This window comes from Arthrobacter methylotrophus (assembly GCF_039539965.1).
GTDB lineage: Bacteria > Actinomycetota > Actinomycetes > Actinomycetales > Micrococcaceae > Arthrobacter > Arthrobacter methylotrophus.
Genome location: NZ_BAABED010000001.1, coordinates 2,898,130 through 2,924,571, shown reverse-complemented (window position 1 = coordinate 2,924,571; position 26,442 = coordinate 2,898,130). Strand labels below are relative to the sequence as shown.

Sequence of the window (26,442 nt, the reverse complement as noted above, 5' to 3'; positions counted from 1 at the left end):
CGAGCCTAGGAGTGGACATAACCCTGATATGCCCATTCCTGCCTTGAAAGAGGGGGCATGTCCAGTGGTGGAGGGTGGACGCGTCTGCTCGATCGGGAACATGATGGTGACGTATCCATCGTCGTTGCGCGGGAGCCGCCATGAACGAGCCACTGAAAAGTCATGCACACACTGCGCTGGAGGCGTTCCTGGGGCATTGGCGGGGGAGTACCGAGCTCGCCGCTTCCCCGTGGGGCCCTGCCCGGACCGCCGTCGCCGAAGTGACCTTCTCGCGGGCTGCCGGAGGATACGCGCTGGTGCAGAGCTACCGGCATGTCGAGCCTGACGGCACACACTTCGAGGGGCATGGCGTCTTCACCGTTGACCCGGAGCATGGAGACACTTTGTGGTACTACGTCGACAGCATGGGCCGGCCACCGGAAGCCCCGGCTCGGGGACATTGGCAGGACGGCACGTTGAGCCTTGAGCGCCGTAGCCCTCGCGGGACCGCGCGACACACTTTCAAAGTGGATGGTGGCGTGCTGACGCACATAGCGGAAGTGAGGCTCGGGGATGCCGCAATATTCAGCCCCTTCATGATTTCCGTTTGCCGGCGCGTCTAGTGCGCTAGCCGGTACAACAGCCCTACGTCAGCCGCCGGCGAACGGCGGGAGGACGTCGACGACGTCGTCCGCACCAAGGGGTGCCGAACGGTCGCGGACGGCTACCTCATTACGCAGGAAGCTGCTGCGCGAAATGATCCGCGCCAGGGGCGGAGTGCCCGCGGGGGGTTCCGGACGTTCGACGGCGAGCAGGACGGTGAGCAGCCCCTCCAGGCTGGTTCCCTCCGGAAGGTCGTGGTGTTCCTCTTCAAGGCCTGCCGCGGCCCGTGCGGCGGCGAAGTAACGTACGAGCACAGTCCTAGCCTCCGATTGCGCTCATGCTGCGGTCGGGCTGGACGAAGTCCGGCGCGCCCAGTCCGGTGTGGTCCATGCCGTGCGCCTTGGGCTTGATCCACATGGCGTCCTGCCAGCGTTGGGCGAGTTCGTCGTCGCTGGCTCCTTGCCGAAGCAAGCCGAGGAGGTCGAATTCCTCGCGGGAAAACAAGCAGCTCATGATCTTGCCTTCGGCGGTAATCCGTGTGCGCCGGCAATCGGAACAGAACGGCTCGGTGACGGAGGCGATAATGCCGACGGTGCCCAGCACCGGACCCGTGGCTTCAGCGGATGCGGCGTCCCGGCGTCGTACTTCGAAGCGTTCCGCCGGAGCGCCGTCGCGTTCGCGCGGGTCCGGACCCAACACGAAGTCGCGGGATAGCAGCTCCCGAATCTCTGTCGCGGTGATCATGTTCCGCCGGGTCCAACCGTGATCGGCGTCCAGCGGCATTTGTTCGATGAAACGCAGCTCATAGCCGCGGTCCACAGCCCAGGCCAGGAGATCGGGTGACTCGGCGTCGTTGATCCCGCGCATGAGGACGGCATTGATCTTGACCGGTCCCAAGCCCGCAGCCCAGGCCGCATCGACGCCGGCCAGCACCTTGTCCAGAAACGGCCGCCGGGTCAGCTTGCTGAACGTTTCTTCGTGCAAAGAGTCGAGCGAGACGTTGATGCGTGTCAGCCCGGCTTCCTTGAGCGCTGCCGCCTTCTTGTCGAGTCCGACGCCGTTGGTGGTCATGGAGATCGGCAGCTCGGGGTGCGCCTTGCGCAGGGCCGCAATGATGTTTACGAGGTCGGCACGGACCAAGGGCTCACCGCCAGTCAGGCGTAGTTCGCGGACGCCGAGTTGTTCGACACCGATTCGCACAATCCGGACGATCTCGGCGGCGGTCATGACGGCCTGTTTGGACAACCATTCGAGGCCCTCGGCAGGCATGCAGTAGGTGCACCGGAGATTGCATTTGTCGGTCAGGGACAAACGCATATCGGTGGCGCGGCGTCCGTAACGGTCGAACAGGCCCGCCGGAGTTCCTGCAGGGCGCGGCGGGGGCGCAGAAACGCTGGTTCCCGTCCCGTCGCCCGGAGCGGGCAACGGCATGCCTAGCTGAACACTCATGGATTCAGGCTACGCCAGGCAGGCCCGAAGCGTGATATCGACCACTGCTCATGTCCGTGTGCGGGCTCAACGGAGAGACAGTTCTTACGGAATACGTACGGTTGCCCTGGGGACGCCCGGAACGTGCACCGCGGGCTGCCCTCGAATCTATGCTGAAGGTGTGAACATGCAGCCCGCCCCGCACGCTGCCGAACTTGGCAATCGCCGTATCCTCCTGGTCGAAGACGAACAGACCATCGCCGACGTCGTCCGTGAGTACCTGGTCCAGGCAGGCTTCCAGGTCGATCATGCGGGCGACGGCTTCGCAGCCCTGAACCTCGCAGCCGCCAGGCGGCCCGATCTCGTCATCCTGGACCGCATGCTGCCGGGACTCGACGGCGTGGAAGTGTGCCGCAGGTTGCGTCTGGCCATGAGCGTTCCCATCATCATGGTCACCGCCCTTGGCACGGAAGACGACCGCATCCTGGGCTTGGAGACCGGGGCGGACGACTACGTCACCAAGCCCTTTTCGCCCCGCGAGCTGGTCCTTCGGGTGAAATCCGTGCTGCGCCGGAGCATCCGGGAATTCAGCCCGGAGCCTCCCGTGGAACTCGCCGGTTTCGCATTGGATCCGGCCTCGCGCACGGTGCTGCATCACGGCAAGCTGCTGACGCTGACGGTGCGGGAATTCGATTTGCTGGCTTTCCTGCTCCGCCGGCCCAACCAGGTGTTTAGCCGTGAAGAGCTCATCAAAGCAGTATGGGGTTGGGATTTCGGAGATCTGTCCACGGTGACGGTCCACGTCCGCCGCTTGCGCGAAAAGATCGAGGACAACCCGACGACGCCGGTGCTGCTCAAGACTGTCTGGGGAGTCGGTTATCGCTTCGACGCGAAGGTAGGCGGACATGCAGGCAACTGAAATGTTCACCATCCTGGGCTGGATGCTGCTGTGGGCTGTCCTGATAGGTGCTTTGACGCTTGCCTTGCTGCGTTTCCTGCGTCGCGCGTCGATCCTGGTGCAGATTTGCCTCGTGGTGGTGGCCACGGTAGGCGTCCTTGTGGCCGGAATGGTGAGCGCCTTCAACGCGATGTTCATTTCCGCGCGTGATCTCGAGGTCATGTGGTACATCCTGGGGGTGGCCTCGGCCGTGGCTATTGCTATTTCCTTGGTCCTCGGGGCCGGGGTGTCCCGCAACGCCATCCGGCTGGTTGCCGCGACGCGTCGCCTCGGGAGCGGCGAAGCCCTCGGCGATTCGGTGCTCCCACCATCGGCCTCGCGGCGGTCCGTACCGGCCATGAACTCCGAGCTTGCCCAACTCGCCGGGGCACTCGAAGCGAGCAGCATCAAACTGGAGGAATCCCGGCGTCGGGAGGCCGCCGTCGAAACCGCCCGCCGCGAACTGGTCTCCTGGATCTCGCACGACCTCCGGACCCCCTTGGCCAGCATGCGGGCCATGGCCGAAGCGCTGGAAGACGGCATGGCCTCCGACGTCCCCGCGTACTACCGCAAGATCATCACCCAGACGGACCAGATGGCGGTGATGGTCAACGACCTCCTGGAACTGTCCAAGATCCAGGCGGGGACGATCCGGCTGAGCGCAGAAGCCTTGGACCTCTACGACCTCGTGAGCGATGCTATCGCCGATCTTGCCCCGCTCGCCACCCAGCGTGGCGTCCGGCTCGACGGCGGCGGGGACAGGGAGTGCATGGCGGTCGCGGACGGACCCAGCTTGGGCAGGGCCGTGCGCAACGTGCTCCTCAACGCAATCATCTACAGCCGGCCCGACGGCGGGGTCCTGGTCAGCGTCGGACGCGACGGCAGCGACGCCGTCGTCGACGTCCTGGACAGCTGCGGCGGCATAGCCGACGACGATCTCGCCCATGTCTTCGAAACCGGCTGGCAAAAGGACCGCTCCCGCAGCGCAGGAATGCCGCTCGACGGGGATGCGCCGCGCTACAGCGGTGCCGGCGTGGGGCTCAGCATGGTGGCAGGTATCGTCAAGGCCCACGGCGGCAGCGTCACCGTAGCAAATACGGGGGAGGGCTGCCGATTCACGCTCCGGCTTCCGCTTCCCGCAACGAGTACCAAACAGACAGGCACACCATGAGCAAGACCACATCGAAGAGAGCCAGTACAAGAACCGCGGTCCGGTGGGCGGCGGTATGCGGCGTGGCGGCTATCGGAGTCGGGGTGGCGGCTGGCGAGTTGCTGGCCGGGTTCCTGAGCCCGTCCGTTTCGCCCGTCACGGCACTGGGTGGCGTGGTGATCGACGCGGTGCCGGGTTGGGCCAAGGAGCTGGCCGTCAACCTGTTCGGCACCGCGGACAAAATTGCCCTGATCGTCAGCATCGCCCTGGTGACATTGCTCCTCGCCGCGGTCGCCGGACTTCTGGAGTATCGGCGAAAGGGAGCAGGACTGGCGCTTGCCTTGCTCGCCGGAGCGGCGGGACTGGCCGCCGCGCTGAGCCGTGCCCAAGCGGCACCCACTGCCGCGATCGCCCCGGTCGTGGCCACGATCGTCACCATGTTTTTCCTCCGGCTCCTGATCCAGCGGCTCGAAACCTGGCGTCCCGAGCCCGAGACGGTCGAAATGCCGTTGGCCCGCCGAAGCTTTGTGCAACTGTTGGGTGGAACGGCGATCGCCGCCGTCGCCCTGGGGATCGTCACCACGGTGGTCCGGAGGGCAGGAACGGTAGCTTCCGATTTCCGCCGTGGCTTAGCACTGCCCGCCCCGGTCACCCCACCGGAGAAGGTTCCCGACGGCGCCGCACTCACCTTGGCGGGCCTGCAGCCGCTCGTCACGCCGAACAGCGAGTTCTACCGAATCGATACCGCGCTGATCCCACCAGCCGTGAATCCACCGGACTGGACCCTCAAAGTGACTGGCCTGGTGGATCGCGAAGTCCAGCTGGATTTCGCCACCCTGCTGAGCAAACCGATGATCGAGCGCTACGTGACCATCGCTTGCGTATCCAACGAAGTCGGTGGAAACCTGATCGGCAACGCGCTTTGGCTGGGCTGGCCGGTCCGGGAACTCCTGGCCATGGCAGGACCCAAGCCCGGCGCGGACATGGTGCTATCCCGTAGTACCGACGGCTGGACTGCCGGAACTCCCCTCGAAGCGCTCACCGACAGTAGAGACGCCATCCTTGCCGTCGGCATGAATGGCGAACCCTTGCCGCTGGAACATGGCTTTCCCGTCCGGATGATCGTCCCGGGACTCTATGGATATGTTTCGGCTACCAAATGGCTGACGGAACTGAAGGTCACCCGTTTCGCTGACGACCAGGGTTACTGGGTTCCCCGTGGCTGGAGCGACCACGGACCCATCAAGACGCAGTCCCGCATCGACGTGCCCCGGGACGGCCGCTCGGTCAAGGCCGGAACCGTGCAGTTCGGCGGCGTCGCCTGGGCTCAACATCGTGGGGTCTCCCGCGTTGAGCTTCGCGTCGACCGCGGCAGCTGGCAGCAAGCCCGGCTCGCGCCTGGGATCTCCTCGGACACGTGGTACCAATGGCAGCTCGGCCTTGACGTGGGCCCGGGGAACCACGAGGTACAGGTTCGTGCCACGGATGCGACCGGTACGCCTCAGCCCGAAGCCCAAGCTCCTGTTGCTCCAGACGGCGCCACGGGATTCCACACCATCCACGTCACGGTCAACTCAAACTAGGCTGTGTAGGTCTGAGCAAAAACAACCGGGAGGAACACCGTGGCCAGATCCGTCGCAGCCCACCGCGAAGCCGTCCAGGAACTGCTGTCCGGCCTTCGCGGCCGGGGGAGTAATGAGGAGTTGCCTCTGATGGCCGCGCTCGGCAGGGTTCTCGCCGTCGATATCCTGGCTCCGCTCAGCCTGCCGCCGTTCGCCAATTCCCAGATGGACGGTTTTGCCGTCCGCTCGGCGGATCTCACACCGCATGCAGGGAGCGACGCCGGCGCGGAGCTGACGGTGGTGGATCCTGTCCCGGCCGGCGCGGCCCCGATGCGACTCGCGCCCGGCACCGCGGCTCCCATCATGACAGGGGCCATGATGCCTGAGGGCGCCGACGCCGTCGTGCCCATCGAACAGGCACTGCCGGATGTCTTCCCCGCTCCCGGGGTGGCGGCAACCGTTCGCCTTCCCACTACAGAGCCGGGAACGTTCGTCCGCGACGCCGGGAGCGACATCACCGCGGGAGCAGTCGCCCTGCGGGCCGGAACAGCCCTCGGACCTGGCCAATTGGGGCTGCTCGCCGCTTTGGGAATGACCGCCGTCGAGGTCCGCACCCCCGTGCACGTGCTTCTGGTGACCACGGGTGACGAAGTGGTGGAACCCGGTACGTCGTTACCGGAAGGCAAGATCTACGATTCCAATGGAACCCTGCTTGAAGCCGCCATGCTGCAGTCCGGCCTGCGGGTCACGCGGACGGGCATCAGCAGCGACGATCCTTCCGCCTTGCTGACGCTCTTGCGCAGCCATGCCGCAAGCAGCGACCTCATCGTCAGCACCGGGGGAGTCAGCAAGGGCGCCTATGAAGTGGTCCGGCAGGCCATGGAGGGCCAAGCCGTTGACTTTGTGTCAGTGGCCATGCAGCCCGGCGGCCCCCAAGGGATCGGAACGTTCGACGGCGTGCCCTTCCTCGGTTTCCCGGGCAATCCGGTGAGCTGCCTTGTGTCCTTCGAAATGTTCCTGCGCCCCGCGCTCGCCGCCGTCTTGGGCAGCCCCGCATTGCGGCCGAGCCTGCAGGCGCGCCTTGCGGAGTCCTTGACCTCGCCCGCGGGCAAGCACCAGGTCCGCCGGGGCACGCTGCTTCCGGGGGGGACCGTCAGGCTTGAGGGGGGCGTCGGATCCCATCTCGTCCATGCCCTCGCCAACTCGAACGCGCTGATCCAGGTTCCGGAAGGCGTCACGGAACTCGACGCCGGGGCGGAAGTGGAAGTATGGATGTTGTGAATGAAACAACAGACCCCGCCGGCGTTGTCGGCGGCCTCACCCACTTGCGCCAGGACGGCACCGCCCACATGGTCGATGTCTCCGAAAAGGCCGTGACCACCCGGGAGGCGACCGCCACCGCCACCGTCCGGAGCACTCCGGAAGTCCTTGCCCTCCTCGGCGCAGGTGAGCTTCCCAAGGGGGACGCCTTGGCCGTGGCGCGCGTGGCCGGCATCATGGCAGCCAAGAAGACGCCCGACCTCATACCGCTGTGCCACCCGCTGCCGATTTCCAAGGTCACGGTGGACTTCCAGCTCGGGCCGGACACGGTAGTTGTACTGGCAAGGGTGAAAACCAGAGGCGTCACAGGCGTGGAGATGGAAGCCTTGACCGCTGCCTCGGTGGCTGCCTTGAGCGTCTACGACATGATCAAAGCAGTAGATAAGCACGCCGTTATCAGCGGCATCCAGGTGCTGGCCAAGAGCGGCGGAAAGAGCGGCGACTGGGCCCTTCCCGTTTCGTCCGGCACGCCCGGCGAAGGAGGACGCGCGTGAACGCCTGCGAACCCCGCCGCGGACCGCGCAAGGCCGGCGTTGTCATCGCGTCCACCCGCGCGGCAGCAGGAATCTACGAGGACAAGAGCGGCCCGGTCATCCTGGACTGGCTGGCTGAACACGGCTACGAGACCTTCCCCGTCATGGTGGTGCCGGATGGCGAGCCGGTCGGCGCCGCCATCCGTGCGCTCCTGACCCAGGAACCCGCCGTCGTGATTACCAGCGGCGGCACGGGACTGAGCCCCGATGACCGCACCCCGGAAGTTACGTTGCCGTTGTTGGATCGCGAAATACCGGGGCTCATGGAAGGCATTCGCCGCGCCGGGGCCGCCAAGACCCCCATGGCGATGCTCAGCCGGGGCCATGCCGGCGCGGCAGGCAGGACGTTCATCGTCAATCTTCCGGGTTCGCCCAAGGGCGTGATGGACGGGCTTGCCGTTCTTGATCCTGTCATCGCCCACCTATGCGATCAGTTGGAGGGAAGTCATGACCACTGAAACCGACTTCGAAGTCATCAGGGCGGTCCTCAGCGCGGAGCCGATTTCCGTGGACCAGGCCATAGCAGCCGTGGAATCTGACACTGCCGGAGCGGTGGTGAGTTTCAGCGGCGTGGTCCGCAACCACGACGGCGGCAAGCCGGTCGACAGGCTCAGCTACAGCGCCCACCCCACCGCCCATCAGGTCATGGCCGACGTTGTGGCCGAACTCGTGACGGAGCACTCAGGCGAAGCCGCCCAGCCTGTGCGTATTTGGGCAGCACACAGGATCGGTCTGCTTGAGGTTGGCGACCCTGCGCTCGTGTGCGCCGTTGCCGCAGCACACCGCGGACAAGCCTTCGCGGTGTGCTCGGAGCTTGTCGACAGAATCAAGGAGCAAGTGCCCATCTGGAAGGAACAGTTCTTCAGCGACGGCACAGTCGAGTGGGTCGGCGCAGGGGAGTAGCCGGGCACAGGGGATCGCGCGGGCTACAACGTCACGTGATTTGTGCGCACAGCATCGATGAGTACCGGGAGGCGGTCGCGCACGCCCCGTTTGTTCATGATGCAGCCGGGGTTTGACGTGACCGTCCCCTCGGAGAGGTGGAGCGCCTGTGCTATCTCGGCGTTTGACAGACCCTGCGCGAGAAACTCCACGATCGATAGTTCGCGTTCTGTGTACACTCTGCTTCCCATCGAAATCGCCGGAACGGTGCCGGTTCGCCGGAGCGTTCAGGCGAACCGGCACAGCTCCGGCGACCCCACGTTGAGGCAGCCCCCAACCCGGGACTCGAGGCGGCTCAACAAGAAATCGGTGCTGATTCACTGGTGATTCCCATCGTTGCCATGCTCATCCTCGCAGTCGTCGCCAGCTCGGACTTGGGACAAATCGTTCTGGGCGTTCGAAAGCTCGTACGACCGCGTTCCGTCGCTCCGACCCGCGACTAGGGGGTGCCACAGGGACATGCCGAGGCGTGCCGCCCGGTAGGGTTAAGGGCATGACCGAACAACTTGCTGTTGCCGTGCTGGGCGCCCAGGGGCGCATGGGTATCGAAGCCGTCAAGGCGGTGGAAGCGGCCGCCGACATGAAGCTTGTCGCCGCACTCGGCCGCGGTGACTCCCTTGACACCCTGCTCGACGCCGGCGCCAAGTATGTCGTCGACCTGACCGTTCCGGATAGCACGGAAGCGAACGTCCATTTCGCCGTCGAGCACGGCATGCATGCTGTTGTCGGCACCACCGGCTGGGACGCCGCGAGGCTTGCGGCGTTGCGCGAGTTGCTTGCGGTGAACCCGGAGTCAGGCGTTCTGATCGCCCCTAACTTCGCTCTCGGCTCCATCCTCGCCTCGGCCTTCGCCGCCAAGGCCTCCAAGTACTTCGAATCGGTGGAAATCGTCGAGCTGCACCACCCGAACAAGGTGGACGCGCCGTCGGGCACGGCCGTCCGTACGGCCCAGCTTATTGCCGCCGCCCGCCAAGAAGCCGGCGTGCCGGCGAGCCCGGACGCCACGGACACCGCCCTTGACGGTGCCCGTGGTTGTGAGGTCGATGGAATTCGCGTCCACAGTGTCCGCTTGCGCGGGCTCGTGGCGCATCAGGAAGTGCTCCTTGGCGGGCCAGGAGAGCAACTAACCATCCGCCACGATTCCTTCGACCGGGCGTCATTCATGCCTGGAGTGTTGCTGGGACTGCGCAATGTGGCGTCCCACCCCGGGCTGACAGTCGGCCTGGATGGCTATCTGGACCTGGGGCTCTAGGCGCATGGGCTCGCTCTGGAACGCATTCAAGGAGAACCGCACCAAGATCTGGGTGGGTGCCGTCACCCTGTTGTTGGTTCTCTACCTCGTGGTTACCTTCGAACGCTCGATCCTCCTGCTCAGCGACCCGAACCTGATAGCCAAGGGAATCGGCGCGGCGTACTTGGTGCTCCCCCTCATCGGAGCGTGGGCACTGATCCGCGAGCTGCTGTTCGGTGCGCGCACCGAGAAGATGGCCAAGGTGCTCGAAGCCGAAGGCGGGTTGCCCGTGGACAACTTGCCCCGTACACCGGGGGGGCGCATTGTGCGGTCCGCCGCGGACGCCGAGTTTGAGAAGTACCGTGTGGAGGCCGAAGCGGCGCCCGAGGACTGGCGCTCCTGGTTCCGCCTCAGCTGCGCCTACGACGCCGCCGGGGACCGCAAGCGGGCCAGGGAGGCAATGCGCGACGCCGGACGCCTTTTCCGCGCTGAGCCCACCGCAGCGGAGCGGTAGCGTCTCTCTCGGAGTAGTTTCGGTACACGCCTTGTATTCGAATATATGTTCGAATAATATAGCTGCATGAACGATCCTTCGAAGCGGCCCGACGCGTATCCCCAAGGCCTGAACGGGCCCATGAAGGCGATGAACCCGGGCGTCGTGGACTTCCTCTTCCGGCAACTCGTGGTGGGGGAGCCGCCCGAAGATGTCCAGTGGCGGCGCGAGGGAACGGTTCTGGGCGAACAACCGCCGGGCGCCGAACTCGCCAGGCGGCTCGCGGAAACCGACCTTGAGTCGCTGACGCCCGTTGAATTGTTCGACTACGTGCGGGCGGCCCAGCGGCTGGGAACGTGGGCGGACCGCTTGCGGGAGTCGGCGGTTGCCCGGTATTGCGCACCCGAATCGCCGCGGAATCCGGGTGCTCCGGAAGGTAGGATCCAAGGCGGCTCGGCGAGCGTCAAGGGTGGCCGGTCCAGCTGACGCTTCAGTCTGGGCTCTGCTCCCCATTCGCTGAATTTGATGACCATCACGTGAGCCCTATTCTCCTAACCTGCGGCTGACAGGGTAACGTTTTTCATATGTCTGACTCTCGTGCGAACGTTCCTGCCCTCGGTACCCTTCTGACCGCCATGGTCACCCCGTTCACCGCGGACGGCGAAGTCGACTACAAGCAGGCAGCGGAACTGGCAGTCAAGCTGGTTGACGACGGCTGCGATGGCTTGGTCGTCACCGGAACAACCGGGGAGACGTCTACGCTCACCGACGAGGAAAACCTCGGCATGTTCCGCGCTGTCAAGGAAGCCGTGGGCGGTCGTGCAGCAATCATCGCTGGAACCGGAACCAATGACACCGCGCACTCGGTTCACCTCTCCCAGGAAGCCGCGAAGCTCGGCGTCGACGGGCTCCTGATCGTCACGCCGTACTACAACAAGCCGAGCCAAGCAGGCGTCCGTGCCCACTTCGAGGCCATTGCCTCCGCCACGGAGCTCCCGGTCATGCTCTATGACATTCCCGGGCGTTCCGCCATCCAGATCGCGCCGGAGACCATGATCGGTCTCGCCGCCCACCCCAACATCGTTGCGGTCAAGGATGCCAAGGCCGATTTCGCCGCTGCCACGCGGGTCATGGCTGAAACCGACCTTCTTTTCTATTCGGGGGACGACGGTCTGACCCTCCAGTGGATGGCCATGGGCGCGGTGGGCCTGATAGGCGTTACTACCCACGTCGTCACCCGGCGTTTCCGTGAGCTCATCGACGCCATCAATGCGAACGACCTCGGCACCGCCCGCAAGATCAATTTCGGACTGGAGCCCGTGATCCGCGCCACCATGACCCGGGTCCAAGGTGCCGTCGCCGCCAAGCAAATTCTTAAATGGCAGGGAGTCCTGCCCAACTCGGTTGTCCGTTTGCCCCTCGTGGAGCCGGACGTCGCCGAGATCGCAATCATCCGCGAGGACTTGGCGGAAGCTGGAATGGACTTCACTGTCTAGAAGGATTCCGCCGGAAAGTAGCGCATTATGACCCAAACCGCCCTTCCCGGACTTGTCACCCCGCCCAAACTTCCGCAGGGAACGCTCCGGATTGTGCCCCTTGGCGGGCTGGGGGAGATCGGCCGCAACATGGCCGTTTTCGAGATCAGCGGCAAGCTGCTGGTGGTCGACTGCGGCGTGCTCTTCCCTGAAGAGACCCAGCCGGGCGTTGACCTGATCCTGCCCGATTTCTCGTACATCGAGGACCGGCTCGATGACGTCGTTGCCATCGTCCTGACGCACGGCCATGAAGACCACATCGGCGCTGTGCCATACCTACTGCGCCTGCGCCCGGACCTGCCGTTGGTCGGTTCCCAGCTGACCCTTGCCCTCGTTGAGGCCAAGCTCCAGGAGCATCGGATCAAGCCGTACACGTTCACGGTTGCCGAAGGGCAAGTGGAGCAGTTCGGTCCGTTCGAATGCGAATTCGTCGCCGTCAACCACTCCATACCGGACGCCTTGGCTGTCTTCATCCGGACCGATGGCGGCAACGTATTGCACACGGGCGACTTCAAGATGGATCAGCTGCCCCTGGACGGCCGCATCACGGACCTGCGTCACTTCGCCCGCCTAGGCGAAGAGGGAGTGGATCTGTTCATGGCGGATTCGACCAACGCGGATGTCCCCGGATTCACCACGGCGGAAAAGGAAATCGGTCCTACTTTGGACCGTTTGTTCGGCCAGGCCAAGAAGCGCATCATCGTCGCGTCCTTCTCCTCTCACGTGCACCGTGTCCAGCAGGTCCTCGACGCTGCCGCCCAGCACGGCCGCAATGTCGCCTTTGTGGGTCGGTCGATGGTGCGCAACATGGCCATCGCCGCGAAGCTGGGTTACCTTGACGTTCCGCCGGGAATCCTGGTGGACATCAAGAACATCGACAATCTGCCGGATCACCGCGTGGTCCTGATGTCCACCGGTTCCCAAGGCGAACCAATGGCAGCCCTGTCGCGGATGGCCAGTGGAGACCATCGTGTAGTCGTTGGCCAGGGGGACACGGTCATCCTTGCCTCGAGCCTCATCCCGGGCAACGAGAACGCGGTCTATCGCATCATCAACGGGCTGCTCAAGCTCGGTGCCGACGTCGTCCACAAGGGCAATGCCAAGGTGCACGTCTCCGGTCACGCAGCTGCCGGCGAGCTGCTGTACTGCTACAACATCCTCAAGCCGCTGAACGCGATGCCTGTGCACGGAGAAACCCGGCATCTCATCGCCAATGGCAACTTGGCGGAGGATTCCGGTGTGCCCTCGGACCGCGTCATCCTCAGCGACAACGGCACGGTCATTGACCTCAAGGACCACAAAGCCAACGTAGTGGGCCAGGTGGAAGTGGGCTTCGTCTACGTTGATGGCTCCAGTGTGGGTGAAATCACCGACGCCGACCTCAAGGATCGCAGGATCCTCGGCGACGAGGGCTTCATCTCCGTTATCACCGTGATCAACCGCACCACAGGCAAGATTGTCTCGGGTCCCGAGATCCATGCCCGCGGTGTGGCCGAGGACGATTCGGTATTCGACGAGATCATCCCGAAGATCAACGCGGCACTTGAAGACGCTGTCCTCCACCACTCCGACCACACCAACCACCAGCTGCAGCAAGTGGTCCGTCGCGTGATCGGCACGTGGGTCAACCGGAAGCTTCGCCGGCGCCCCATGATCATCCCCCTGGTTCTGGAGGCATAGCCCGGCGGCATAGCCCCGAACAGGCGTGGCCCGGTTCCCGCGAACCGGGCCACGCCTGTTTCATGACCGCAGCGCGATCGGGTGGACCCGATGATCGTTCAACAGGAGCAACATGGCTCCTTCGCGCCCCTGAAATCCGCGGGATTCACGACGGGTTGGGGTAGCGTGGCCGATATGGCGACTCGTACTACCTCCGCGCCTAGAGGCAGCTCCAACAGCAAACCCGCCGGGGCAGGTTCAGGTTCGGGCAGCGGCCGGACTCCGGCGAAGACCGGCAGGAGCGGCACGGGCACGGCCCGCGGCACGGCCCGCGGCAAGCAGGCCGCCGTCGTCGAACCCCAACAGCCATGGATCCTGCGGGCGATTGCCGGCGTCTGGCTGGGAATCGGGCACGTGGTGGGTGCGGGCATTCGCCGGATCGGCTACGACGTCAGCGACCTGGAACCGGCGGACCGCAGGGACGGTGCGGCGCTTTTCAACCTCGCTCTCGGCGTCTTTATCGCAACTTTCGCATGGTGGGGCTTTAAGGGCTGGTTCCCGGACGTTGTCTACGGCATCGTGAACGGCACCTTCGGCTGGGTATCCCTGCTCTTGCCGCTCATGTTGTTCGTGTGCGCTTTCCGGCTCTTCCGGCAGCCGGCGGACAGCCGGGGCAACAATCGCGTAGGCATCGGATTCCTGATCATGACGTTCGCCGGCACCGGTTTGGCCCACATCCTCGGAGGCCAGCCGACTGTTGCCGATGGCTTTGACGGGCTCCGGCGGGCAGGCGGGATGCTCGGCTTCCTCGCGGCGTCTCCTCTTGCCGCAATCCACCCCGCGGTCCCTGTGATGGTTTACGGCGCCTTGGCTTTCGTCTCAGTCCTGATCGTGACGGCGACGCCCTTCGGGGCCATTCCGCGGCGCATTCGCGGTGCCTACGAGCACCTCATGGGCGTCGACCTGGTGGATGCCGAAGCGCAGCGCGGAGATTCGCATGACCGCAGCTACCTCTACGAAAACGCGGCGACGGAGGCGCCTAAGAAGAAGCGCCGTAAGCGCTTCTTCGGCAAGGATCACGACGACGCCACCTTTGAGGGCTATGTCGGCGACGAGGCGTTCGAACACGCAATCGTCGACGACGACCTTCCTCCCGCAAACGGCGCGCCGTCCGTGCCGCCAGGGGTGCGCCGGCCCACTCAGGCCGAAATCGCTGTCGAGAAGATCAAAGCCGCGCAGGGGCTGGGAAGCCCGAAGGCGGTTGCGGACAACGCGACCGAAGCGATCCCCATGGTTGCGCCGACCGCCGCACTTTCGCCGGCTGCAGCCCCCGTGATCGTGCCTTCGGCGCCGGTCAGTCCGCCGCCGCCCCCCACGCCGATCCCGCAGCGGACCGAGCAACTGTCTCTCGCCGGCGACGTCACATACACCCTGCCCTCCTCGGACAACCTGACCCCGGGGTCCATCCCGAAGGAACGTACCGAAGCGAACGACGCCGTCGTAGCCGCCCTCACGGACACCATGCAGCAATTCAATGTGGACGCTACGGTCACCGGGTTTAGCCGCGGCCCCACCGTGACCCGCTACGAGATCGAACTCGCACCGGGCACCAAGGTGGAGCGCGTTACGGCCTTGTCGAAGAACATTTCCTATGCTGTGGCGTCGAGCGATGTCCGCATCCTCAGCCCCATCCCGGGCAAGTCCGCCATCGGTATCGAGATCCCTAATACGGACCGCGAAACCGTGTCCCTCGGCGATGTCCTGCGCAGCCAGAACGCGAGGCGGACAGACCATCCGATGGTGATGGGCGTCGGCAAGGACGTCGAGGGCGGCTATGTCGTGGCGAACCTCGCCAAGATGCCGCACTTGCTCGTTGCCGGTGCTACGGGTGCGGGTAAGTCATCGTTCGTGAACTCGATGATTACGTCCATCCTGATGCGCGCCACACCGGACGAAGTGCGCATGGTCATGGTGGACCCCAAGCGCGTGGAACTGACCGCCTATGAAGGTGTTCCGCACCTCATTACGCCTATCATCACCAATCCCAAGAAAGCCGCGGAAGCTCTCCAGTGGGTGGTCCGCGAAATGGACGCCCGCTACGACGACCTCGCCAACTACGGCTTCAAGCACATCGACGATTTCAACAAGGCGGTCCGCGCCGGCAAGGTAGTGCCGCCGGTCGACTCCAAGCGCATCATCAAGCCGTACCCGTATTTGTTGGTGATCGTCGACGAGCTCGCCGACCTCATGATGGTTGCCCCGCGCGACGTCGAAGACTCCATTGTCCGCATCACCCAGCTTGCCCGTGCCGCAGGTATCCACCTGGTCTTGGCCACCCAGCGTCCGTCCGTCGACGTCGTCACTGGCCTCATCAAGGCGAACGTGCCGTCCCGCATGGCCTTTGCCACATCATCCGTCACTGACTCCCGCGTGGTCCTGGACCAACCCGGCGCGGAGAAACTCATTGGCCAGGGTGACGCCCTGTTCCTGCCCATGGGTGCCTCGAAGGCCATGCGCGTGCAGGGCGCCTGGGTCACGGAGTCCGAAATCCACCGGGTGGTTGAGCACGTCAAGGGCCAACTCAAGGCCGTGTACCGCGACGACGTGGCCCCCGAAGCGCAGAAGAAGCAGATCGATGATGATATTGGAGACGATCTCGAAGTCTTGCTTCAGGCCACCGAACTCGTGGTCACCACGCAGTTCGGTTCCACCTCGATGTTGCAGCGCAAGCTCCGCGTCGGCTTCGCCAAGGCGGGCCGCCTCATGGACCTCCTGGAATCGCGCGGGGTCGTCGGACCGTCCGAAGGCTCCAAGGCCCGCGATGTCTTGGTCAAACCGGACGACCTCGCTCCCGTGTTGGCGGCCATGAAGGGCCAGGATGCTCCCGCCAGCCCCGATGCCCACACAGCTGCCTTGAGCGAGAACGCGAACGCGAATATCGCCGTCGGGGGCTACGCAGAGGACCTGGTCGCCACCGATCTTGAGAACCGGAAGCAAGCCAGGGACTACCACGACGGAGCAGACACCTCCGAAGACGAAGACGATACCGGCGAAGACGCCTGGTCCCTGACCGGACGGTAGCCTAGAGGGGTGACTACATCCGACGGCAGCAAAGCCGGTTTCAGCAGCTCCGATATCTGGAACCTGCCCAATCTCCTGACGATGCTTCGGATTGTCCTGGTCCCGTTCTTCGTCTGGTTCCTCCTGGCGGACAACGGCCGGCATGGCATCTGGCGCTGGGCAGCCGTGCTCGCCTTTGCCGTCGCCATCTACACTGACAAGCTCGACGGCGACATCGCCCGCAGCCGCAACCTCGTCACCAACTTCGGCAAGATCGCGGACCCCATTGCCGACAAATTGCTTATCGGATCGGCACTTGTGCTCTTATCAGTGCTGGGGGAGCTGCCGTGGTGGATCACCATCCTCATCCTTGTGCGTGAATGGGGTATCACTGCCTTGCGTTTCTTTGTGATCCGCTATGGCGTCATGCCGGCTTCGCGCGGCGGCAAGCTCAAGACCGTGATCCAGACTGTCGCTATTTTCCTTTACATCCTGCCGTTGAATTCTTTCGCTCCGTGGCTCGTCAGCGTTGCGTTCTGGGTCATGATCGTTGCACTCGCCATCACCCTGTGGACCGGGGTCGAATACGTCATCGAGGCCGTCAAGCTCCGCACAGCCGGCAGGCGGCGATGAGCCGCGCCGTTGAGGAGGTGGCCGCGTCCGCTGTCTACGCTGCCATCGAACGGGGCATCACCGTGGCTACCGCGGAATCCCTGACGGCCGGGCTGGTGGCCGCGACCCTCGCGGACACTCCAGGGGCGTCAGGCATGCTCCAAGGCGGGGTGGTTGCCTATCAGAATTCGGTCAAGGCGGGGATCCTTGGTGTGTCCGGACAGTTGCTCTCCGCCGTCGGATCCGTCGACGCCGAGGTGGCGGCGGCCATGGCCGCCGGCGCCAGGCGCGCGTGCGGGGCCGACGTCGGAGTATCCACCACGGGGGTTGCGGGGCCTTTGCCGCACGACGGGAAAACCGTGGGTACCGTTTTCATTGGCGTCGCCACGTCGAGCGGAGCCGCGGCGCATTCCTATTCCTTTCGGGGGGATCGTCCGAGTATCCGTGCGCAGGCAACCGTGGCCGCACTGGAGTGCTTGCTGGAGTGCCTTGTCCGTGCCGACTTACCACACGTAAAGTAGCCGGGAACAAAAACAGCGGCCCAATAGTTGTTACATTGTGTCGCCTCGGAATGGCCGGGGCGCCTAGGATGTAGAAAACAACGGTGCACCTGCACGGTGAACCGGACTTACGAGGGAGCAAGGCGATACAGATGGTTAAGCAGCCCGTATCCGTAAACGGCGTTGTCCGCTGGAAGGATGTGGGCTTGGCCGAGAAGGCACCGAGCGAACAGAAGGAGCGCAAAATGGTTGTTCTGCGTCACGAAATCGGTGATGTCCTGCGCGATGTCCGCCAGCGTCAGGGCCGTACGCTCCGCGAAGTCTCGCACAGCGCCCGCGTTTCCCTTGGCTACCTGAGCGAAGTTGAGCGTGGCCAGAAGGAAGCATCCTCAGAGCTGCTGTCCTCGATCTGCTCAGCCCTGGACGTTCCATTGTCCGGCATGCTCCGCGAGGTCAGTGACCGGGTTGCCGTCGCCGAAGGCGTCGCTGTTCCGGACACGGTCCCGCAGGAATTCGCCCAGCGCTATGGCCGCGATCTCGACCGGGAGCTCAGCGCCGAACTGAACGACGATTTCACCCAGGGCATGCTCTCCGGAGCACGCTAGACGGGTATCGCCGAATACTTGAAGTAAAGAAGGAGGGCCTCCAGCTGGGGGCCCTCCTTCTTGGGTCTTTGTGGCTCGTGCGGATTCGTGCCCTCAGTCCTTGCCGATTCCTTCGCCGTAAGCAGCGTTGAGCCGCTCAATGTAATCAGCCAGCGTCTGGATTTCTTCCAGCGGCCACTCACCCAGGCGTTCCCGGAAGACTTGCCGGCGTGCGTCCTGGACCTGATGCATCTTTTCCTCGCCCTTGGGGGTAAGTCGGATCGACTGGGCACGGCCGTCTTGGGGGTCGGCCTCCTTGTAGACCATCCCGATGCTCTCGAGGAACGCGATCTGACGGCTCACCGAAGGCTTCCCGACGCCGATGCACGAGGCGAGCTCCGTCAGGCGAATGGGGCCCTCGTTGCGGATGATCGAGAGCAGTCCGTAAGCGGCTGGTTCCATGTCCGGATGGACCTGGCGAGACAACTGGTGCGACAGTGATCGTGCGCGTCGCCAGAACATGCTCAGCTGGTGTTCCACCTGCTGGAGGGCGACGTCAACATTGTCGCCTGCATCCAGCATCTCTGGTGCGTCGTCGGGAGTGTTGCTCATGACAACCATTCTAGAGTCCGGTCCCGTGAGAGACTCTATTGGTGCGGATCAGTGACTTCTGGCGGCTGATGGACGATGAATTCGGGGCTGGCTACTCCCGGGTCCTCAGCAGCTCCCTTATATTGGCCGGCGTCGGCGGCCGTACGGCAAACGACGCCCTGGCCGCGGGCTTTAGCCCCCGCGACGTCTGGCTTGCCCTGTGCGAGGTCCAGGACGTTCCGCCGGAACGACGCCTCGGCCGGGACGTCAAGCCTGCAGATAAGGGCTCAGGAACGTTCTGACTTCCAGTTCCCGGGGGACACGCCAACAAATTTGTTCGAATATCTGTTCGGATGAGGCTATGCTCCTTTCAGAGGAAAATTGACCCTAGCGGACCGGTTTTCGGCTCATTCGAAGCCCGTGGTTATCCACATAGACGAAGTCGCACGCAAAATTGTCAGCGGCCCGTACTAGCGTCGGATAAGACAGGAAAGCGGCCGTTCAGGCCAGTCCACAGCGAGAAAGCATCAGAGGTGTGAACCATGGCGGCAAATCAGGATCGTGAGAAGGCGCTCGAGGCAGCGCTTGCACAGATTGACAAGCAATTCGGCAAGGGTTCGGTCATGCGTCTGGGGGACGAAGTCCGGGCGCCTATCGAGGTCATTCCCACTGGTTCCATCGCCCTGGATGTCGCTCTTGGCATTGGTGGGCTGCCGCGCGGTCGTGTCGTGGAGATTTACGGCCCGGAATCCTCGGGTAAGACCACTGTGGCACTGCATGCCGTGGCCAACGCCCAGCGTCAGGGCGGCATTGCAGCCTTCATCGACGCCGAGCACGCCCTCGATCCCGAATACGCCGCGAAACTGGGCGTTGACACCGACGCGCTGCTGGTTTCGCAGCCGGATACAGGTGAGCAGGCGCTTGAGATCATGGACATGCTGATCGGTTCGGGCTCCTTGGACGTTATCGTGATCGACTCCGTCGCCGCCTTGGTTCCCCGCGCTGAAATCGAAGGCGAAATGGGCGACTCCCACGTCGGCCTCCAAGCCCGTCTGATGAGCCAGGCCCTCCGTAAGATCACCGGCCGACTGAGCCAGACCAAGACCACCGCCATCTTCATCAACCAGCTCCGTGAAAAGATCGGCGTTTTCTTCGGTTCTCCTGAGACCACTACGGGTGGTAAGGCCCTGAAGTTCTATGCCTCCATCCGCATCGACGTCCGCCGCATCCAGACGCTGAAGGAAGGCTCGGATTCGGTAGGTAACCGCACCAAGGCCAAGATTGTCAAAAACAAGATGGCTCCGCCCTTCAAGATCGCCGAGTTCGACATCATCTACGGCCAAGGCATTTCCCGTGAGGGCGGCATCATCGATATGGGCGTCGAGCACGGCATCATCAAAAAGTCCGGTTCATGGTTCACCTATGACGGAGACCAGCTCGGGCAGGGTATGGAGAACTCCCGCCGCTTCCTGCGCGACAACCCGGAGTTGGCCGCGGACCTCGAGCGGCTCATCAAGGAAAAGCTTGGTGTCGGAGTCAAGCCTGCCGAAACCGAGGCATCGCCGAAGTTGAAGGCCGTTGACGGCTAAGCGCCAAGGCAAATCTCAGTCCTCAAGGTCCTGTAGTCCGTCCGCGGATTCCTCCGTGGCATCAGACCCTGAAGCCAATCCGGAAGCGGTTGCACGGGCTATCGTGCTCCGCCAACTGACCAACTCGCCCAAAAGCAGGCTTCAGCTTGCGCGCAAACTGGCTGAGCGGAAGGTGCCGGAAGATGTGGCTGAAGCCGTGTTGGACCGTTTCGAGGAAGTCCGGCTCATCGATGACGCTGACTTCGCCGAGATGTGGGTCCGCAGCCGTTCCCAGTCGAGGAAACTCGCCCGGGGTGCCTTAAGACGCGAATTGGCGGACAAAGGCATCGACGCGGAAACAGCGGAGCAGGCGCTGGGCCAAGTGAGCGATGACGACGAGCGAAATGCGGCAAGGGACTTGGTTGCCCGCCGGTTGCGGGCAGGCATCGACCTTTCCGACAGGACCGCGCGCGACAAGCAGACGCGGCGGCTCGCGTCAATGCTTGCCCGCAAGGGCTACCAACCGTCGGCGGCGTTCCGGATTGTTGGCGAGGTCTTGGACGAAGCTTTTGCAGGGGAGGCGGAGTCCCGCCGCGCCGCTGGACCTGGTGGTCCCGAGGCGGCCCGCATCAGCTAAACCGGGTTGCTCTGGAAACTGAGAGCTGTCTGTGAGTATTGTCCCGAGCGGCGGGGTTAGCTGGGTTATGGACGGCTTTCGGCTAGGGTTCTGGACGTGTGTTCCGAGTCGGGAAGCAGGTCAGATCCAATGAAACCGTTGTCGTTGCGGCTTTCGGCAATCATTGTGCCCTTGCTTGTCGCGTCGCTTCTCCAAGCAGGCCCGGCTTCCGCGGACGACGATGCTCCGCCGTCGGGCTATCCCAGTTGGGCGGAGGTACAACAGGCCCAAGGAAATGAAGCAGCGGCAAGCGCCGAAGTAGATCGCATCAACCAGTTACTGGTTGGCCTCCAACAGAAGTCCGGTGAACTCGGTGCGGCAGCCATCAAGGCGGGAACCGAGTACGCGAAGGCCCACGACGCCCTGCAACATCAGGAGGCCGTGACCCAGAAACTTGCTGAGGCGTCCCAGCAGGCCAAGGCAAAATCGGACTCGCTGAAGAAGGCCACGTCCGCCCTCGTGGTGAAGGCATACGAGTCCGGTGGCTTCGATCCCGGTCCCTGGTCCCTTGCGAATGCTGCCATCGAACCAGACAACCTCCAGAGTTTCGCCTTGCTGAACAGGGTTCTGGATCGCACGGCTCAGCTGCACGATGACGCACTGAGCGCATCCCGGGCATCTGCGGCTGCAACTGCCCAGGAGCAGGCCGCCCGGGATGTCTTGGCCCAGTTGGACAGCGACGCCGCGGCAAAGGCCCAAGCCGCAGAGTCTGCCCGGCGCGCCGCCGAGGACAGCGTGGCCGCCACGGACGGCCAGCGACAGACCCTCGTTTCGCAGCTCGCTTCCTTGACATCCACATCGGCCGCAGTTGCGCAAAAATACCAAGAGGGCCAGGTGGCGCTTGCCGCCTATCAGGCGGCCCAGGAAGCCAAAAGGGAGGCAGCACAGCGCCAGGCGGAAGCCGACGCCGCGGCGGCAGCCAATAGGCAAGCCCAGCAGCCCCAGGCCCCCATAGTCCCCATCAGCAGCGGGGGAGGCGGCGTCGGTCCCGGAGGCGGAGGAGGCAGCGGCGGAGGCGTGGCCAACGACCCTGCAGGTGCGCGGCAATATGCCTCCTCCCGGCTCGGTGCCTACGGCTGGGGTCAGGACCAAATGCAGTGCCTGTCCCAGCTATGGACTCAAGAATCAAGCTGGATGACAGATGCCACCAACCCCAGCAGCGGTGCCTACGGCATCGCGCAGGCGCTGCCACCGGACAAGTACTATTCGGCCGGCAGCGACTGGCTCAGCAACTACCGGACCCAGATCGATTGGGGACTCGGTTATATCCGGGACCGCTACGGTTCTCCCTGCAACGCGTGGCAGCATGAGATGGGCTTCAACTGGTACTAGCTTGAGGGGCTACCCTAGATGGGTGAGTTCCCCTTCCGTAGCACCTGCACCAGCATCCCTTCAGCAACCCATCCAGGCCCCTGGGGGCGACTTGGCACCCGAGCACGGGGCGAAACGCACGTATCAGGTCCGCACCTTCGGTTGCCAGATGAATGTCCATGATTCCGAACGGATGGCCGGTCTCCTGGAGGACGCAGGTTACGTGCCCGTCGACGGCGGCGTGGCCGACGTCGTGGTTTTCAACACCTGCGCCGTCCGCGAGAACGCCGACAACAAGCTGTACGGCAACCTCGGGGAACTCAAGCAGGTCAAGGCCGCTCATCCCGGCATGCAGATTGCAGTGGGCGGATGCCTTGCGCAGAAGGACCGCGAAACCATCGTCCGGAAGGCTCCTTGGGTGGATGCCGTGTTCGGCACCCACAATGTAGGGGCACTACCGGCGTTGCTGGACAGGGCCCGCCACAACAACGAGGCGCAGCTTGAAATCCTGGAATCCTTGGACGTCTTCCCGTCCACGCTGCCCACCAAGCGGGACTCCGTGTACTCGGGTTGGGTTTCCATCTCCGTAGGCTGCAACAACACCTGCACGTTCTGCATTGTGCCTTCGCTCCGCGGCAAGGAGAAGGACCGCCGTCCCGGCGAGATCCTGGCCGAAATCCAGGCGTTGGTGGACGACGGCGCAGTCGAGGTCACCCTGCTAGGCCAGAACGTGAACTCCTACGGGGTGGAATTCGGCGACCGCCTGGCGTTCTCCAAACTGCTCCGTGCTTGCGGTGACATCGAAGGCCTCGAGCGTGTCCGCTTCACGAGCCCGCACCCGGCTGCGTTCACGGACGACGTCATCGACGCGATGGCCGAGACCCCCAATGTCATGCCGCAGCTGCACATGCCTCTCCAGTCCGGCTCGGACAAAGTGCTCAAGGACATGCGCCGCTCCTACCGCTCCACGAAGTTCCTGGGCATCCTCGACAAGGTCCGCGACAAGATCCCCCACGCCGCGATCACCACCGACATCATCGTGGGCTTCCCTGGCGAGACGGAAGAGGACTTCCAAGCCACGCTCGACGTCGTCGAGAAGTCGCGCTTCGCCTCAGCCTTCACGTTCCAGTACTCCAAACGCCCGGGCACGCCGGCCGCGGACCTTCCGGAGCAGTTGCCCAAGGCAGTTGTCCAGGAGCGCTACGAGCGGCTGACAGCTCTCCAGGACCGCATCGCGGCTGAGGAGAACGCTCAGCAGTTGGGACGGCGGGTCGAGCTTCTCGTCACGGCACAGTCTGGTCGCAAGGCCGAAGAAACCCACCGTTTGTCCGGCCGGTCCCGGGATCAGAGACTGGTGCATTTCTCCGTTCCGGAAGGCGCCGATACTCCACGGCCCGGCGACTTCGTCACGGTGACCATTACCGAAGCGGCAGCCTTCCACCTTGTCTCCGACCCGGCCACGGCGGCGGACTACAGCCTCCGGCGCTCCCGCGCCGGGGACGCGTGGGACCGCTCGCAGGAGGATTCATGCGGCGTTCCGGCGCCGAGTGCGCCGGGCGCCGAGTCTTCAGGTTCAAAGGGCGTCTCCCTCGGCATGCCTTCTCTTCCCGTTCGACGCGGATAGGCTGGGCATGTCCGCAACATCGGGCGGATCGGCCGATCCGACGCCGTCCGTGATCGCCGTCGTCGGGCCCACTGGCTCCGGCAAATCCGATCTCGGCGTAAACCTCGCCCTCGCGCTGGACGGCGAGGTCATCAACGCCGATGCCATGCAGTTCTATCGCGGCATGGATATCGGCACGGCCAAGATCAACGTCGCGGAACGCAGGGGAGTGCCCCACCATCTCCTGGACACGATGGACGTCACCCAGGAAGCCAGCGTCTCTGCTTTCCAGACCGAGTGCCGTGCGGCTATACGGGACATCCATGGCCGTGGCAAGCGGGCCATCCTGGTCGGCGGCTCCGGCCTCTACGTCCGGGCGGCCCTGGACGTGCTGGAAATTCCCGGCACGGATCCTACCGTCAGGCAACGGCTGGAGCAAGAGTGGGAAACATCCGGTCTCCACGCCCTCCAGGAACGCCTGCAAGGTATCGACCCCGTTTCCGCGGGCAGGCTCAGCGACGCGCGCCGCGTCATCCGGGCCCTGGAAGTCTTCGAGCTCACCGGGCGTACTTTCAGTTCCTTCATGCCGCAGCGAGAGTACTTCCAGCCAGCCGTGCAGATAGGGCTCGACGTCGACCGCGCGGTACTGCGCGAGCGTTTGGCCGAGCGCGTGCACCGGATGGTCGGCGCGGGGCTTCTCGATGAGGTTGAGCGGCTGGACGCCGCCGGGCTGCGACGAGGCAAGACGGCTTCTCGGGCGCTGGGATATGCCCAGTTCCTTAGGGTTCTCGACGGCGAGACGGACACCGCAACGGCTGCCGAGGAAACCATCGTGGCCACCCGGCAATTCGCCCGCCGCCAACTCACGTGGTTCCGCGCTGACCCCCGGATCCACTGGCTTGACTGGCAGGACCCGGATTTGGTGGCCAAGGCGGCAGAAATCTCCGCAAAGCGGGCGTCCGTGATTTAGGCGCAACCCCCAGTGCAGGTAGCCTTGAGCCATGGATGAAACCCTTGCTTTTTCCGCCCCGCAGCCTTCTGCTGCCGGCGGTGCCGTACCCGCCTCCGGTCTTCACGGACTTGCCTTCTCCAAGGGACACGGCACGGGCAACGACTTCGTCCTTGTCGCGGACCCCGAGGACGCGCATCAGATCTCTCCGGAGCAGGTCGCGGCGCTTTGCGACCGCCACTTGGGGATTGGCGGGGACGGGCTCATCCGCGCTGTCCCGTCACGATTCCTGCCCGAAGGCCGCCAGCTTCTCGAAACAGACTCAAGTGCCGAGTGGTTCATGGACTACCGCAATGGTGACGGCTCGCTGTCCGAAATGTGCGGCAACGGCGTCCGCGTCTTCGTCCATTTCCTCATCGAACAGGGCCTTGTCACGCTCAATCCCGGTGAATCCCTCACTATCGGGACCCGCGGCGGCATCAAGAAGATCGTCCGGACATCTGACGGCTACGCGGTGGATATGGGCCCTTGGGAGTTCATTTTCCCGCAGGATGCTACTAGCAAGGCCATGGACTCCCTCGTCAGTGCCGACGGACTGGAGGTCGCCCGCCCCGCACTTTCTGTCAGCATGGGCAACCCGCACACTGTGGTGGCATTGGCCGAGCTTTCAGAGCTCGCATCCACCCAGCTATTCAAGGCGCCCGTGGTGGATCCCAAGCCGGTCAACGGCACCAACGTCGAATTCGTGGTTCCCGCGGAGCCACTCGTGCATGACGGCATGGGCAACATCACCATGCGCGTCCACGAACGGGGCGTCGGCGAAACCCAATCGTGCGGCACCGGTGCCTGCGCGGCCGCCGTCGCGATCCGTCATTGGGCCGGGGAAGGCGCTCCCGATACGTGGCGCGTCAAGGTGCCGGGTGGCGTCGTCGGCGTGCGGTTCTTCCCGGGAGCAAGCGGGCGCGAACACGTGGAGCTCAGCGGCCCCGCCGTGATTGTTGCTACTGGCTCGCTCTCCTGATTCGCAAGACGCGAAAGGATTTCGAGGTGCTCTCCCGGGAGACCGAGAATGATCCGTCGAGCGTCTCGGCAAGCCAGCGCTGAAGTGAATCCGCGCCGAGGTTCTTCTGCACCACGAGCCAAGCGTTTCCGCCAGAGGCCAGCCGGGGCAACCATGTCAGCAACAGTTCGTGGAGTCCATCCTTGCCGATACGGATGGGCGGGTTGGACCAGATGGTGTCGAACGTCACTGCGGGGTCGACGTCGTCGGGCAAGCACGCGGTGACATTGCCAAGATCCAGCAAGGCGGCGTTCTCGTTGGTCAAGGTGACGCAGCGCTCGTTGACATCAACCGCTTGGACGCGTGCGTGGGGAGCCAGGAGACCCATCGTCAGCGCAATGGGTCCCCAGCCGCAGCCGATATCCAACAGGTTTCCTTGCGGGGCTGGCGGAGGCACCTCCGAGAGCAGGATCGCAGTTCCCTTGTCGAGACCGTCGGGGCTGAAGATGCCGCTCGATGTCTGGAGCCGGCGGGTCGCGCCGGCCAGTTCCACCGTGAGGGGCTTGCGAGTGAACGGCCCCGCGGGCTGTGCGCTGAAATAGTGAGCAGACTCCAT

At 64.2% G+C, this 26,442-nt stretch carries 30 protein-coding genes; 25 read left to right on the top strand and 5 right to left on the bottom strand.

Annotated features, from left to right (window positions below; genetic code table 11):
- Nucleotides 1–140: 140 nt before the first annotated feature.
- Entirely contained in the window at nt 141–602 is a 462-nt protein-coding gene (locus ABD884_RS15420) for a DUF1579 family protein (RefSeq protein WP_345047456.1), read from the top strand.
- A 27-nt stretch (nt 603–629) separates the two neighbouring features.
- Here the strand turns inward: ABD884_RS15420 and ABD884_RS15415 are convergent, their stop codons facing one another.
- A complete protein-coding gene (locus ABD884_RS15415; protein WP_028266606.1) occupies nt 630–896 on the bottom strand; it encodes a MoaD/ThiS family protein in 267 nt (88 codons plus the stop codon).
- Nucleotides 897–900: 4 nt separating this feature from the next.
- Nucleotides 901–2,031, bottom strand: coding sequence for a GTP 3',8-cyclase MoaA (gene moaA / locus ABD884_RS15410; protein ID WP_345047451.1), 1,131 nt, complete (start codon nt 2,029–2,031; stop codon nt 901–903).
- A 166-nt stretch (nt 2,032–2,197) separates the two neighbouring features.
- Here moaA and ABD884_RS15405 point away from each other — a divergent pair, with 166 nt between their 5' ends.
- The 7 genes from ABD884_RS15405 to ABD884_RS15375 are packed head-to-tail and all read left to right on the top strand — an operon-like array spanning nt 2,198 to nt 8,415.
- A complete protein-coding gene (locus tag ABD884_RS15405; protein ID WP_345047449.1) occupies nt 2,198–2,929 on the top strand; it encodes a response regulator transcription factor in 732 nt (243 codons plus the stop codon).
- Nucleotides 2,916–4,118, top strand: a complete 1,203-nt coding sequence (locus tag ABD884_RS15400; protein ID WP_345047447.1) for a sensor histidine kinase — start codon at nt 2,916–2,918, stop codon at nt 4,116–4,118. The genes ABD884_RS15405 and ABD884_RS15400 overlap by 14 nt, the downstream gene beginning before the upstream one ends.
- Nucleotides 4,115–5,680, top strand: coding sequence for a molybdopterin-dependent oxidoreductase (locus ABD884_RS15395; RefSeq protein ID WP_345047445.1), 1,566 nt, complete (start codon nt 4,115–4,117; stop codon nt 5,678–5,680). The genes ABD884_RS15400 and ABD884_RS15395 overlap by 4 nt, the downstream gene beginning before the upstream one ends.
- Nucleotides 5,681–5,719: 39 nt before the next feature.
- Nucleotides 5,720–6,940: a molybdopterin molybdotransferase MoeA gene (locus ABD884_RS15390; protein WP_345047442.1), complete on the top strand. Its 1,221-nt coding sequence runs from the start codon at nt 5,720–5,722 to the stop codon at nt 6,938–6,940.
- Nucleotides 6,928–7,473: a cyclic pyranopterin monophosphate synthase MoaC gene (gene moaC, locus ABD884_RS15385; protein WP_345047438.1), complete on the top strand. Its 546-nt coding sequence runs from the start codon at nt 6,928–6,930 to the stop codon at nt 7,471–7,473. The genes ABD884_RS15390 and moaC overlap by 13 nt, the downstream gene beginning before the upstream one ends.
- Nucleotides 7,470–7,970 carry a MogA/MoaB family molybdenum cofactor biosynthesis protein gene (locus tag ABD884_RS15380; RefSeq protein WP_345047435.1) on the top strand — a complete coding sequence of 167 codons (501 nt, stop codon included), beginning with the start codon at nt 7,470–7,472 and terminating at the stop codon, nt 7,968–7,970. Before moaC ends, ABD884_RS15380 begins: the two co-directional genes overlap by 4 nt.
- Nucleotides 7,960–8,415, top strand: a complete 456-nt coding sequence (locus ABD884_RS15375) for a molybdenum cofactor biosynthesis protein MoaE (protein WP_345047432.1) — start codon at nt 7,960–7,962, stop codon at nt 8,413–8,415. The genes ABD884_RS15380 and ABD884_RS15375 overlap by 11 nt, the downstream gene beginning before the upstream one ends.
- Before the next feature lie 23 nt (nt 8,416–8,438).
- On the opposite strand, the gene ABD884_RS15370 is transcribed toward ABD884_RS15375, so the two are convergent.
- Complete coding sequence (locus tag ABD884_RS15370; protein ID WP_345047429.1) at nt 8,439–8,633, bottom strand: response regulator transcription factor; 195 nt, start codon at nt 8,631–8,633, stop codon at nt 8,439–8,441.
- On the opposite strand from ABD884_RS15370, the gene ABD884_RS15365 reads away from it, so the two are divergent.
- The 10 genes from ABD884_RS15365 to ABD884_RS15320 all read left to right on the top strand — a co-directional run bounded on the left by ABD884_RS15365 (nt 8,626) and on the right by ABD884_RS15320 (nt 18,149).
- Complete coding sequence (locus ABD884_RS15365; RefSeq protein ID WP_345047426.1) at nt 8,626–8,781, top strand: hypothetical protein; 156 nt, start codon at nt 8,626–8,628, stop codon at nt 8,779–8,781. The genes ABD884_RS15370 and ABD884_RS15365 overlap by 8 nt on opposite strands.
- Before the next feature lie 166 nt (nt 8,782–8,947).
- Nucleotides 8,948–9,706: a 4-hydroxy-tetrahydrodipicolinate reductase gene (gene dapB, locus ABD884_RS15360; RefSeq protein ID WP_345047424.1), complete on the top strand. Its 759-nt coding sequence runs from the start codon at nt 8,948–8,950 to the stop codon at nt 9,704–9,706.
- A 4-nt stretch (nt 9,707–9,710) separates the two neighbouring features.
- Nucleotides 9,711–10,199 carry a hypothetical protein gene (locus tag ABD884_RS15355; protein ID WP_028266614.1) on the top strand — a complete coding sequence of 163 codons (489 nt, stop codon included), beginning with the start codon at nt 9,711–9,713 and terminating at the stop codon, nt 10,197–10,199.
- A gap of 66 nt (nt 10,200–10,265) precedes the next feature.
- On the top strand, nt 10,266–10,664 hold the full coding sequence (locus tag ABD884_RS15350) for a hypothetical protein (protein WP_345047421.1): 399 nt from the start codon (nt 10,266–10,268) through the stop codon (nt 10,662–10,664).
- 98 nt (nt 10,665–10,762) lie between these two features.
- On the top strand, nt 10,763–11,674 hold the full coding sequence (dapA, locus tag ABD884_RS15345; RefSeq protein WP_345047419.1) for a 4-hydroxy-tetrahydrodipicolinate synthase: 912 nt from the start codon (nt 10,763–10,765) through the stop codon (nt 11,672–11,674).
- 27 nt (nt 11,675–11,701) lie between these two features.
- Complete coding sequence (locus ABD884_RS15340; RefSeq protein ID WP_028266616.1) at nt 11,702–13,393, top strand: ribonuclease J; 1,692 nt, start codon at nt 11,702–11,704, stop codon at nt 13,391–13,393.
- A 174-nt stretch (nt 13,394–13,567) separates the two neighbouring features.
- Nucleotides 13,568–16,453, top strand: coding sequence for an FtsK/SpoIIIE family DNA translocase (locus ABD884_RS15335; RefSeq protein ID WP_345054882.1), 2,886 nt, complete (start codon nt 13,568–13,570; stop codon nt 16,451–16,453).
- Between the two features lie 9 nt (nt 16,454–16,462).
- Nucleotides 16,463–17,065 carry a CDP-diacylglycerol--glycerol-3-phosphate 3-phosphatidyltransferase gene (gene pgsA, locus ABD884_RS15330; RefSeq protein ID WP_345047415.1) on the top strand — a complete coding sequence of 201 codons (603 nt, stop codon included), beginning with the start codon at nt 16,463–16,465 and terminating at the stop codon, nt 17,063–17,065.
- On the top strand, nt 17,062–17,565 hold the full coding sequence (locus ABD884_RS15325) for a CinA family protein (RefSeq protein WP_345047413.1): 504 nt from the start codon (nt 17,062–17,064) through the stop codon (nt 17,563–17,565). The genes pgsA and ABD884_RS15325 overlap by 4 nt, the downstream gene beginning before the upstream one ends.
- 131 nt (nt 17,566–17,696) lie before the next feature.
- A complete protein-coding gene (locus ABD884_RS15320; protein ID WP_078105673.1) occupies nt 17,697–18,149 on the top strand; it encodes a helix-turn-helix domain-containing protein in 453 nt (150 codons plus the stop codon).
- Between the two features lie 93 nt (nt 18,150–18,242).
- Here the strand turns inward: ABD884_RS15320 and ABD884_RS15315 are convergent, their stop codons facing one another.
- Nucleotides 18,243–18,740 (bottom strand): MarR family winged helix-turn-helix transcriptional regulator, encoded by a 498-nt coding sequence (locus tag ABD884_RS15315; protein WP_345047409.1) that lies wholly within the window; start codon nt 18,738–18,740, stop codon nt 18,243–18,245.
- A 41-nt stretch (nt 18,741–18,781) separates the two neighbouring features.
- Between ABD884_RS15315 and ABD884_RS15310 the strand changes: the two genes are divergently transcribed.
- The 7 genes from ABD884_RS15310 to dapF all read left to right on the top strand — a co-directional run bounded on the left by ABD884_RS15310 (nt 18,782) and on the right by dapF (nt 25,847).
- Complete coding sequence (locus ABD884_RS15310) at nt 18,782–19,021, top strand: DUF3046 domain-containing protein (protein WP_345047405.1); 240 nt, start codon at nt 18,782–18,784, stop codon at nt 19,019–19,021.
- A gap of 240 nt (nt 19,022–19,261) precedes the next feature.
- Nucleotides 19,262–20,308, top strand: a complete 1,047-nt coding sequence (recA, locus tag ABD884_RS15305; RefSeq protein WP_345047402.1) for a recombinase RecA — start codon at nt 19,262–19,264, stop codon at nt 20,306–20,308.
- A 55-nt stretch (nt 20,309–20,363) separates the two neighbouring features.
- The gene (locus tag ABD884_RS15300) at nt 20,364–20,924 is read left to right on the top strand and encodes a regulatory protein RecX (RefSeq protein ID WP_345047399.1); all 561 of its coding nucleotides are present in this window, start codon (nt 20,364–20,366) and stop codon (nt 20,922–20,924) included.
- A 129-nt stretch (nt 20,925–21,053) separates the two neighbouring features.
- The gene (locus ABD884_RS15295; RefSeq protein ID WP_345047396.1) at nt 21,054–22,295 is read left to right on the top strand and encodes an aggregation-promoting factor C-terminal-like domain-containing protein; all 1,242 of its coding nucleotides are present in this window, start codon (nt 21,054–21,056) and stop codon (nt 22,293–22,295) included.
- 70 nt (nt 22,296–22,365) lie between these two features.
- Nucleotides 22,366–23,898, top strand: coding sequence for a tRNA (N6-isopentenyl adenosine(37)-C2)-methylthiotransferase MiaB (gene miaB, locus ABD884_RS15290; RefSeq protein WP_345054878.1), 1,533 nt, complete (start codon nt 22,366–22,368; stop codon nt 23,896–23,898).
- Between the two features lie 7 nt (nt 23,899–23,905).
- Nucleotides 23,906–24,847, top strand: a complete 942-nt coding sequence (miaA, locus tag ABD884_RS15285) for a tRNA (adenosine(37)-N6)-dimethylallyltransferase MiaA (RefSeq protein ID WP_345047394.1) — start codon at nt 23,906–23,908, stop codon at nt 24,845–24,847.
- A gap of 31 nt (nt 24,848–24,878) precedes the next feature.
- Entirely contained in the window at nt 24,879–25,847 is a 969-nt protein-coding gene (dapF, locus tag ABD884_RS15280) for a diaminopimelate epimerase (protein WP_345047391.1), read from the top strand.
- Here the strand turns inward: dapF and ABD884_RS15275 are convergent.
- A complete protein-coding gene (locus ABD884_RS15275) occupies nt 25,828–26,442 on the bottom strand; it encodes a class I SAM-dependent methyltransferase (RefSeq protein WP_345047387.1) in 615 nt (204 codons plus the stop codon). The genes dapF and ABD884_RS15275 overlap by 20 nt on opposite strands.

Excerpts from the sequence above, each read along its gene's own strand:
- ABD884_RS15420 (WP_345047456.1), top strand. The coding sequence starts at position 141 with ATGAACGAGCCACTGAAAAGTCATGCACACACTGCGCTGGAGGCGTTC.
- miaA (WP_345047394.1), top strand. The coding sequence starts at position 23,906 with ATGTCCGCAACATCGGGCGGATCGGCCGATCCGACGCCGTCCGTGATC.
- ABD884_RS15405 (WP_345047449.1), top strand. The coding sequence starts at position 2,198 with ATGCAGCCCGCCCCGCACGCTGCCGAACTTGGCAATCGCCGTATCCTC.
- ABD884_RS15340 (WP_028266616.1), top strand. The coding sequence starts at position 11,702 with ATGACCCAAACCGCCCTTCCCGGACTTGTCACCCCGCCCAAACTTCCG.
- ABD884_RS15375 (WP_345047432.1), top strand. The coding sequence starts at position 7,960 with ATGACCACTGAAACCGACTTCGAAGTCATCAGGGCGGTCCTCAGCGCG.
- ABD884_RS15395 (WP_345047445.1), top strand. The coding sequence starts at position 4,115 with ATGAGCAAGACCACATCGAAGAGAGCCAGTACAAGAACCGCGGTCCGG.
- ABD884_RS15325 (WP_345047413.1), top strand. The coding sequence starts at position 17,062 with ATGAGCCGCGCCGTTGAGGAGGTGGCCGCGTCCGCTGTCTACGCTGCC.
- moaA (WP_345047451.1), bottom strand. The coding sequence starts at position 2,031 with ATGAGTGTTCAGCTAGGCATGCCGTTGCCCGCTCCGGGCGACGGGACG.
- ABD884_RS15335 (WP_345054882.1), top strand. The coding sequence starts at position 13,568 with ATGGCGACTCGTACTACCTCCGCGCCTAGAGGCAGCTCCAACAGCAAA.
- ABD884_RS15400 (WP_345047447.1), top strand. The coding sequence starts at position 2,916 with ATGCAGGCAACTGAAATGTTCACCATCCTGGGCTGGATGCTGCTGTGG.
- ABD884_RS15320 (WP_078105673.1), top strand. The coding sequence starts at position 17,697 with ATGGTTAAGCAGCCCGTATCCGTAAACGGCGTTGTCCGCTGGAAGGAT.
- ABD884_RS15275 (WP_345047387.1), bottom strand. The coding sequence starts at position 26,442 with ATGGAGTCTGCTCACTATTTCAGCGCACAGCCCGCGGGGCCGTTCACT.
- moaC (WP_345047438.1), top strand. The coding sequence starts at position 6,928 with ATGGATGTTGTGAATGAAACAACAGACCCCGCCGGCGTTGTCGGCGGC.
- dapB (WP_345047424.1), top strand. The coding sequence starts at position 8,948 with ATGACCGAACAACTTGCTGTTGCCGTGCTGGGCGCCCAGGGGCGCATG.
- recA (WP_345047402.1), top strand. The coding sequence starts at position 19,262 with ATGGCGGCAAATCAGGATCGTGAGAAGGCGCTCGAGGCAGCGCTTGCA.
- ABD884_RS15355 (WP_028266614.1), top strand. The coding sequence starts at position 9,711 with ATGGGCTCGCTCTGGAACGCATTCAAGGAGAACCGCACCAAGATCTGG.
- ABD884_RS15295 (WP_345047396.1), top strand. The coding sequence starts at position 21,054 with ATGAAACCGTTGTCGTTGCGGCTTTCGGCAATCATTGTGCCCTTGCTT.
- dapF (WP_345047391.1), top strand. The coding sequence starts at position 24,879 with ATGGATGAAACCCTTGCTTTTTCCGCCCCGCAGCCTTCTGCTGCCGGC.
- ABD884_RS15350 (WP_345047421.1), top strand. The coding sequence starts at position 10,266 with ATGAACGATCCTTCGAAGCGGCCCGACGCGTATCCCCAAGGCCTGAAC.
- dapA (WP_345047419.1), top strand. The coding sequence starts at position 10,763 with ATGTCTGACTCTCGTGCGAACGTTCCTGCCCTCGGTACCCTTCTGACC.
- ABD884_RS15315 (WP_345047409.1), bottom strand. The coding sequence starts at position 18,740 with ATGAGCAACACTCCCGACGACGCACCAGAGATGCTGGATGCAGGCGAC.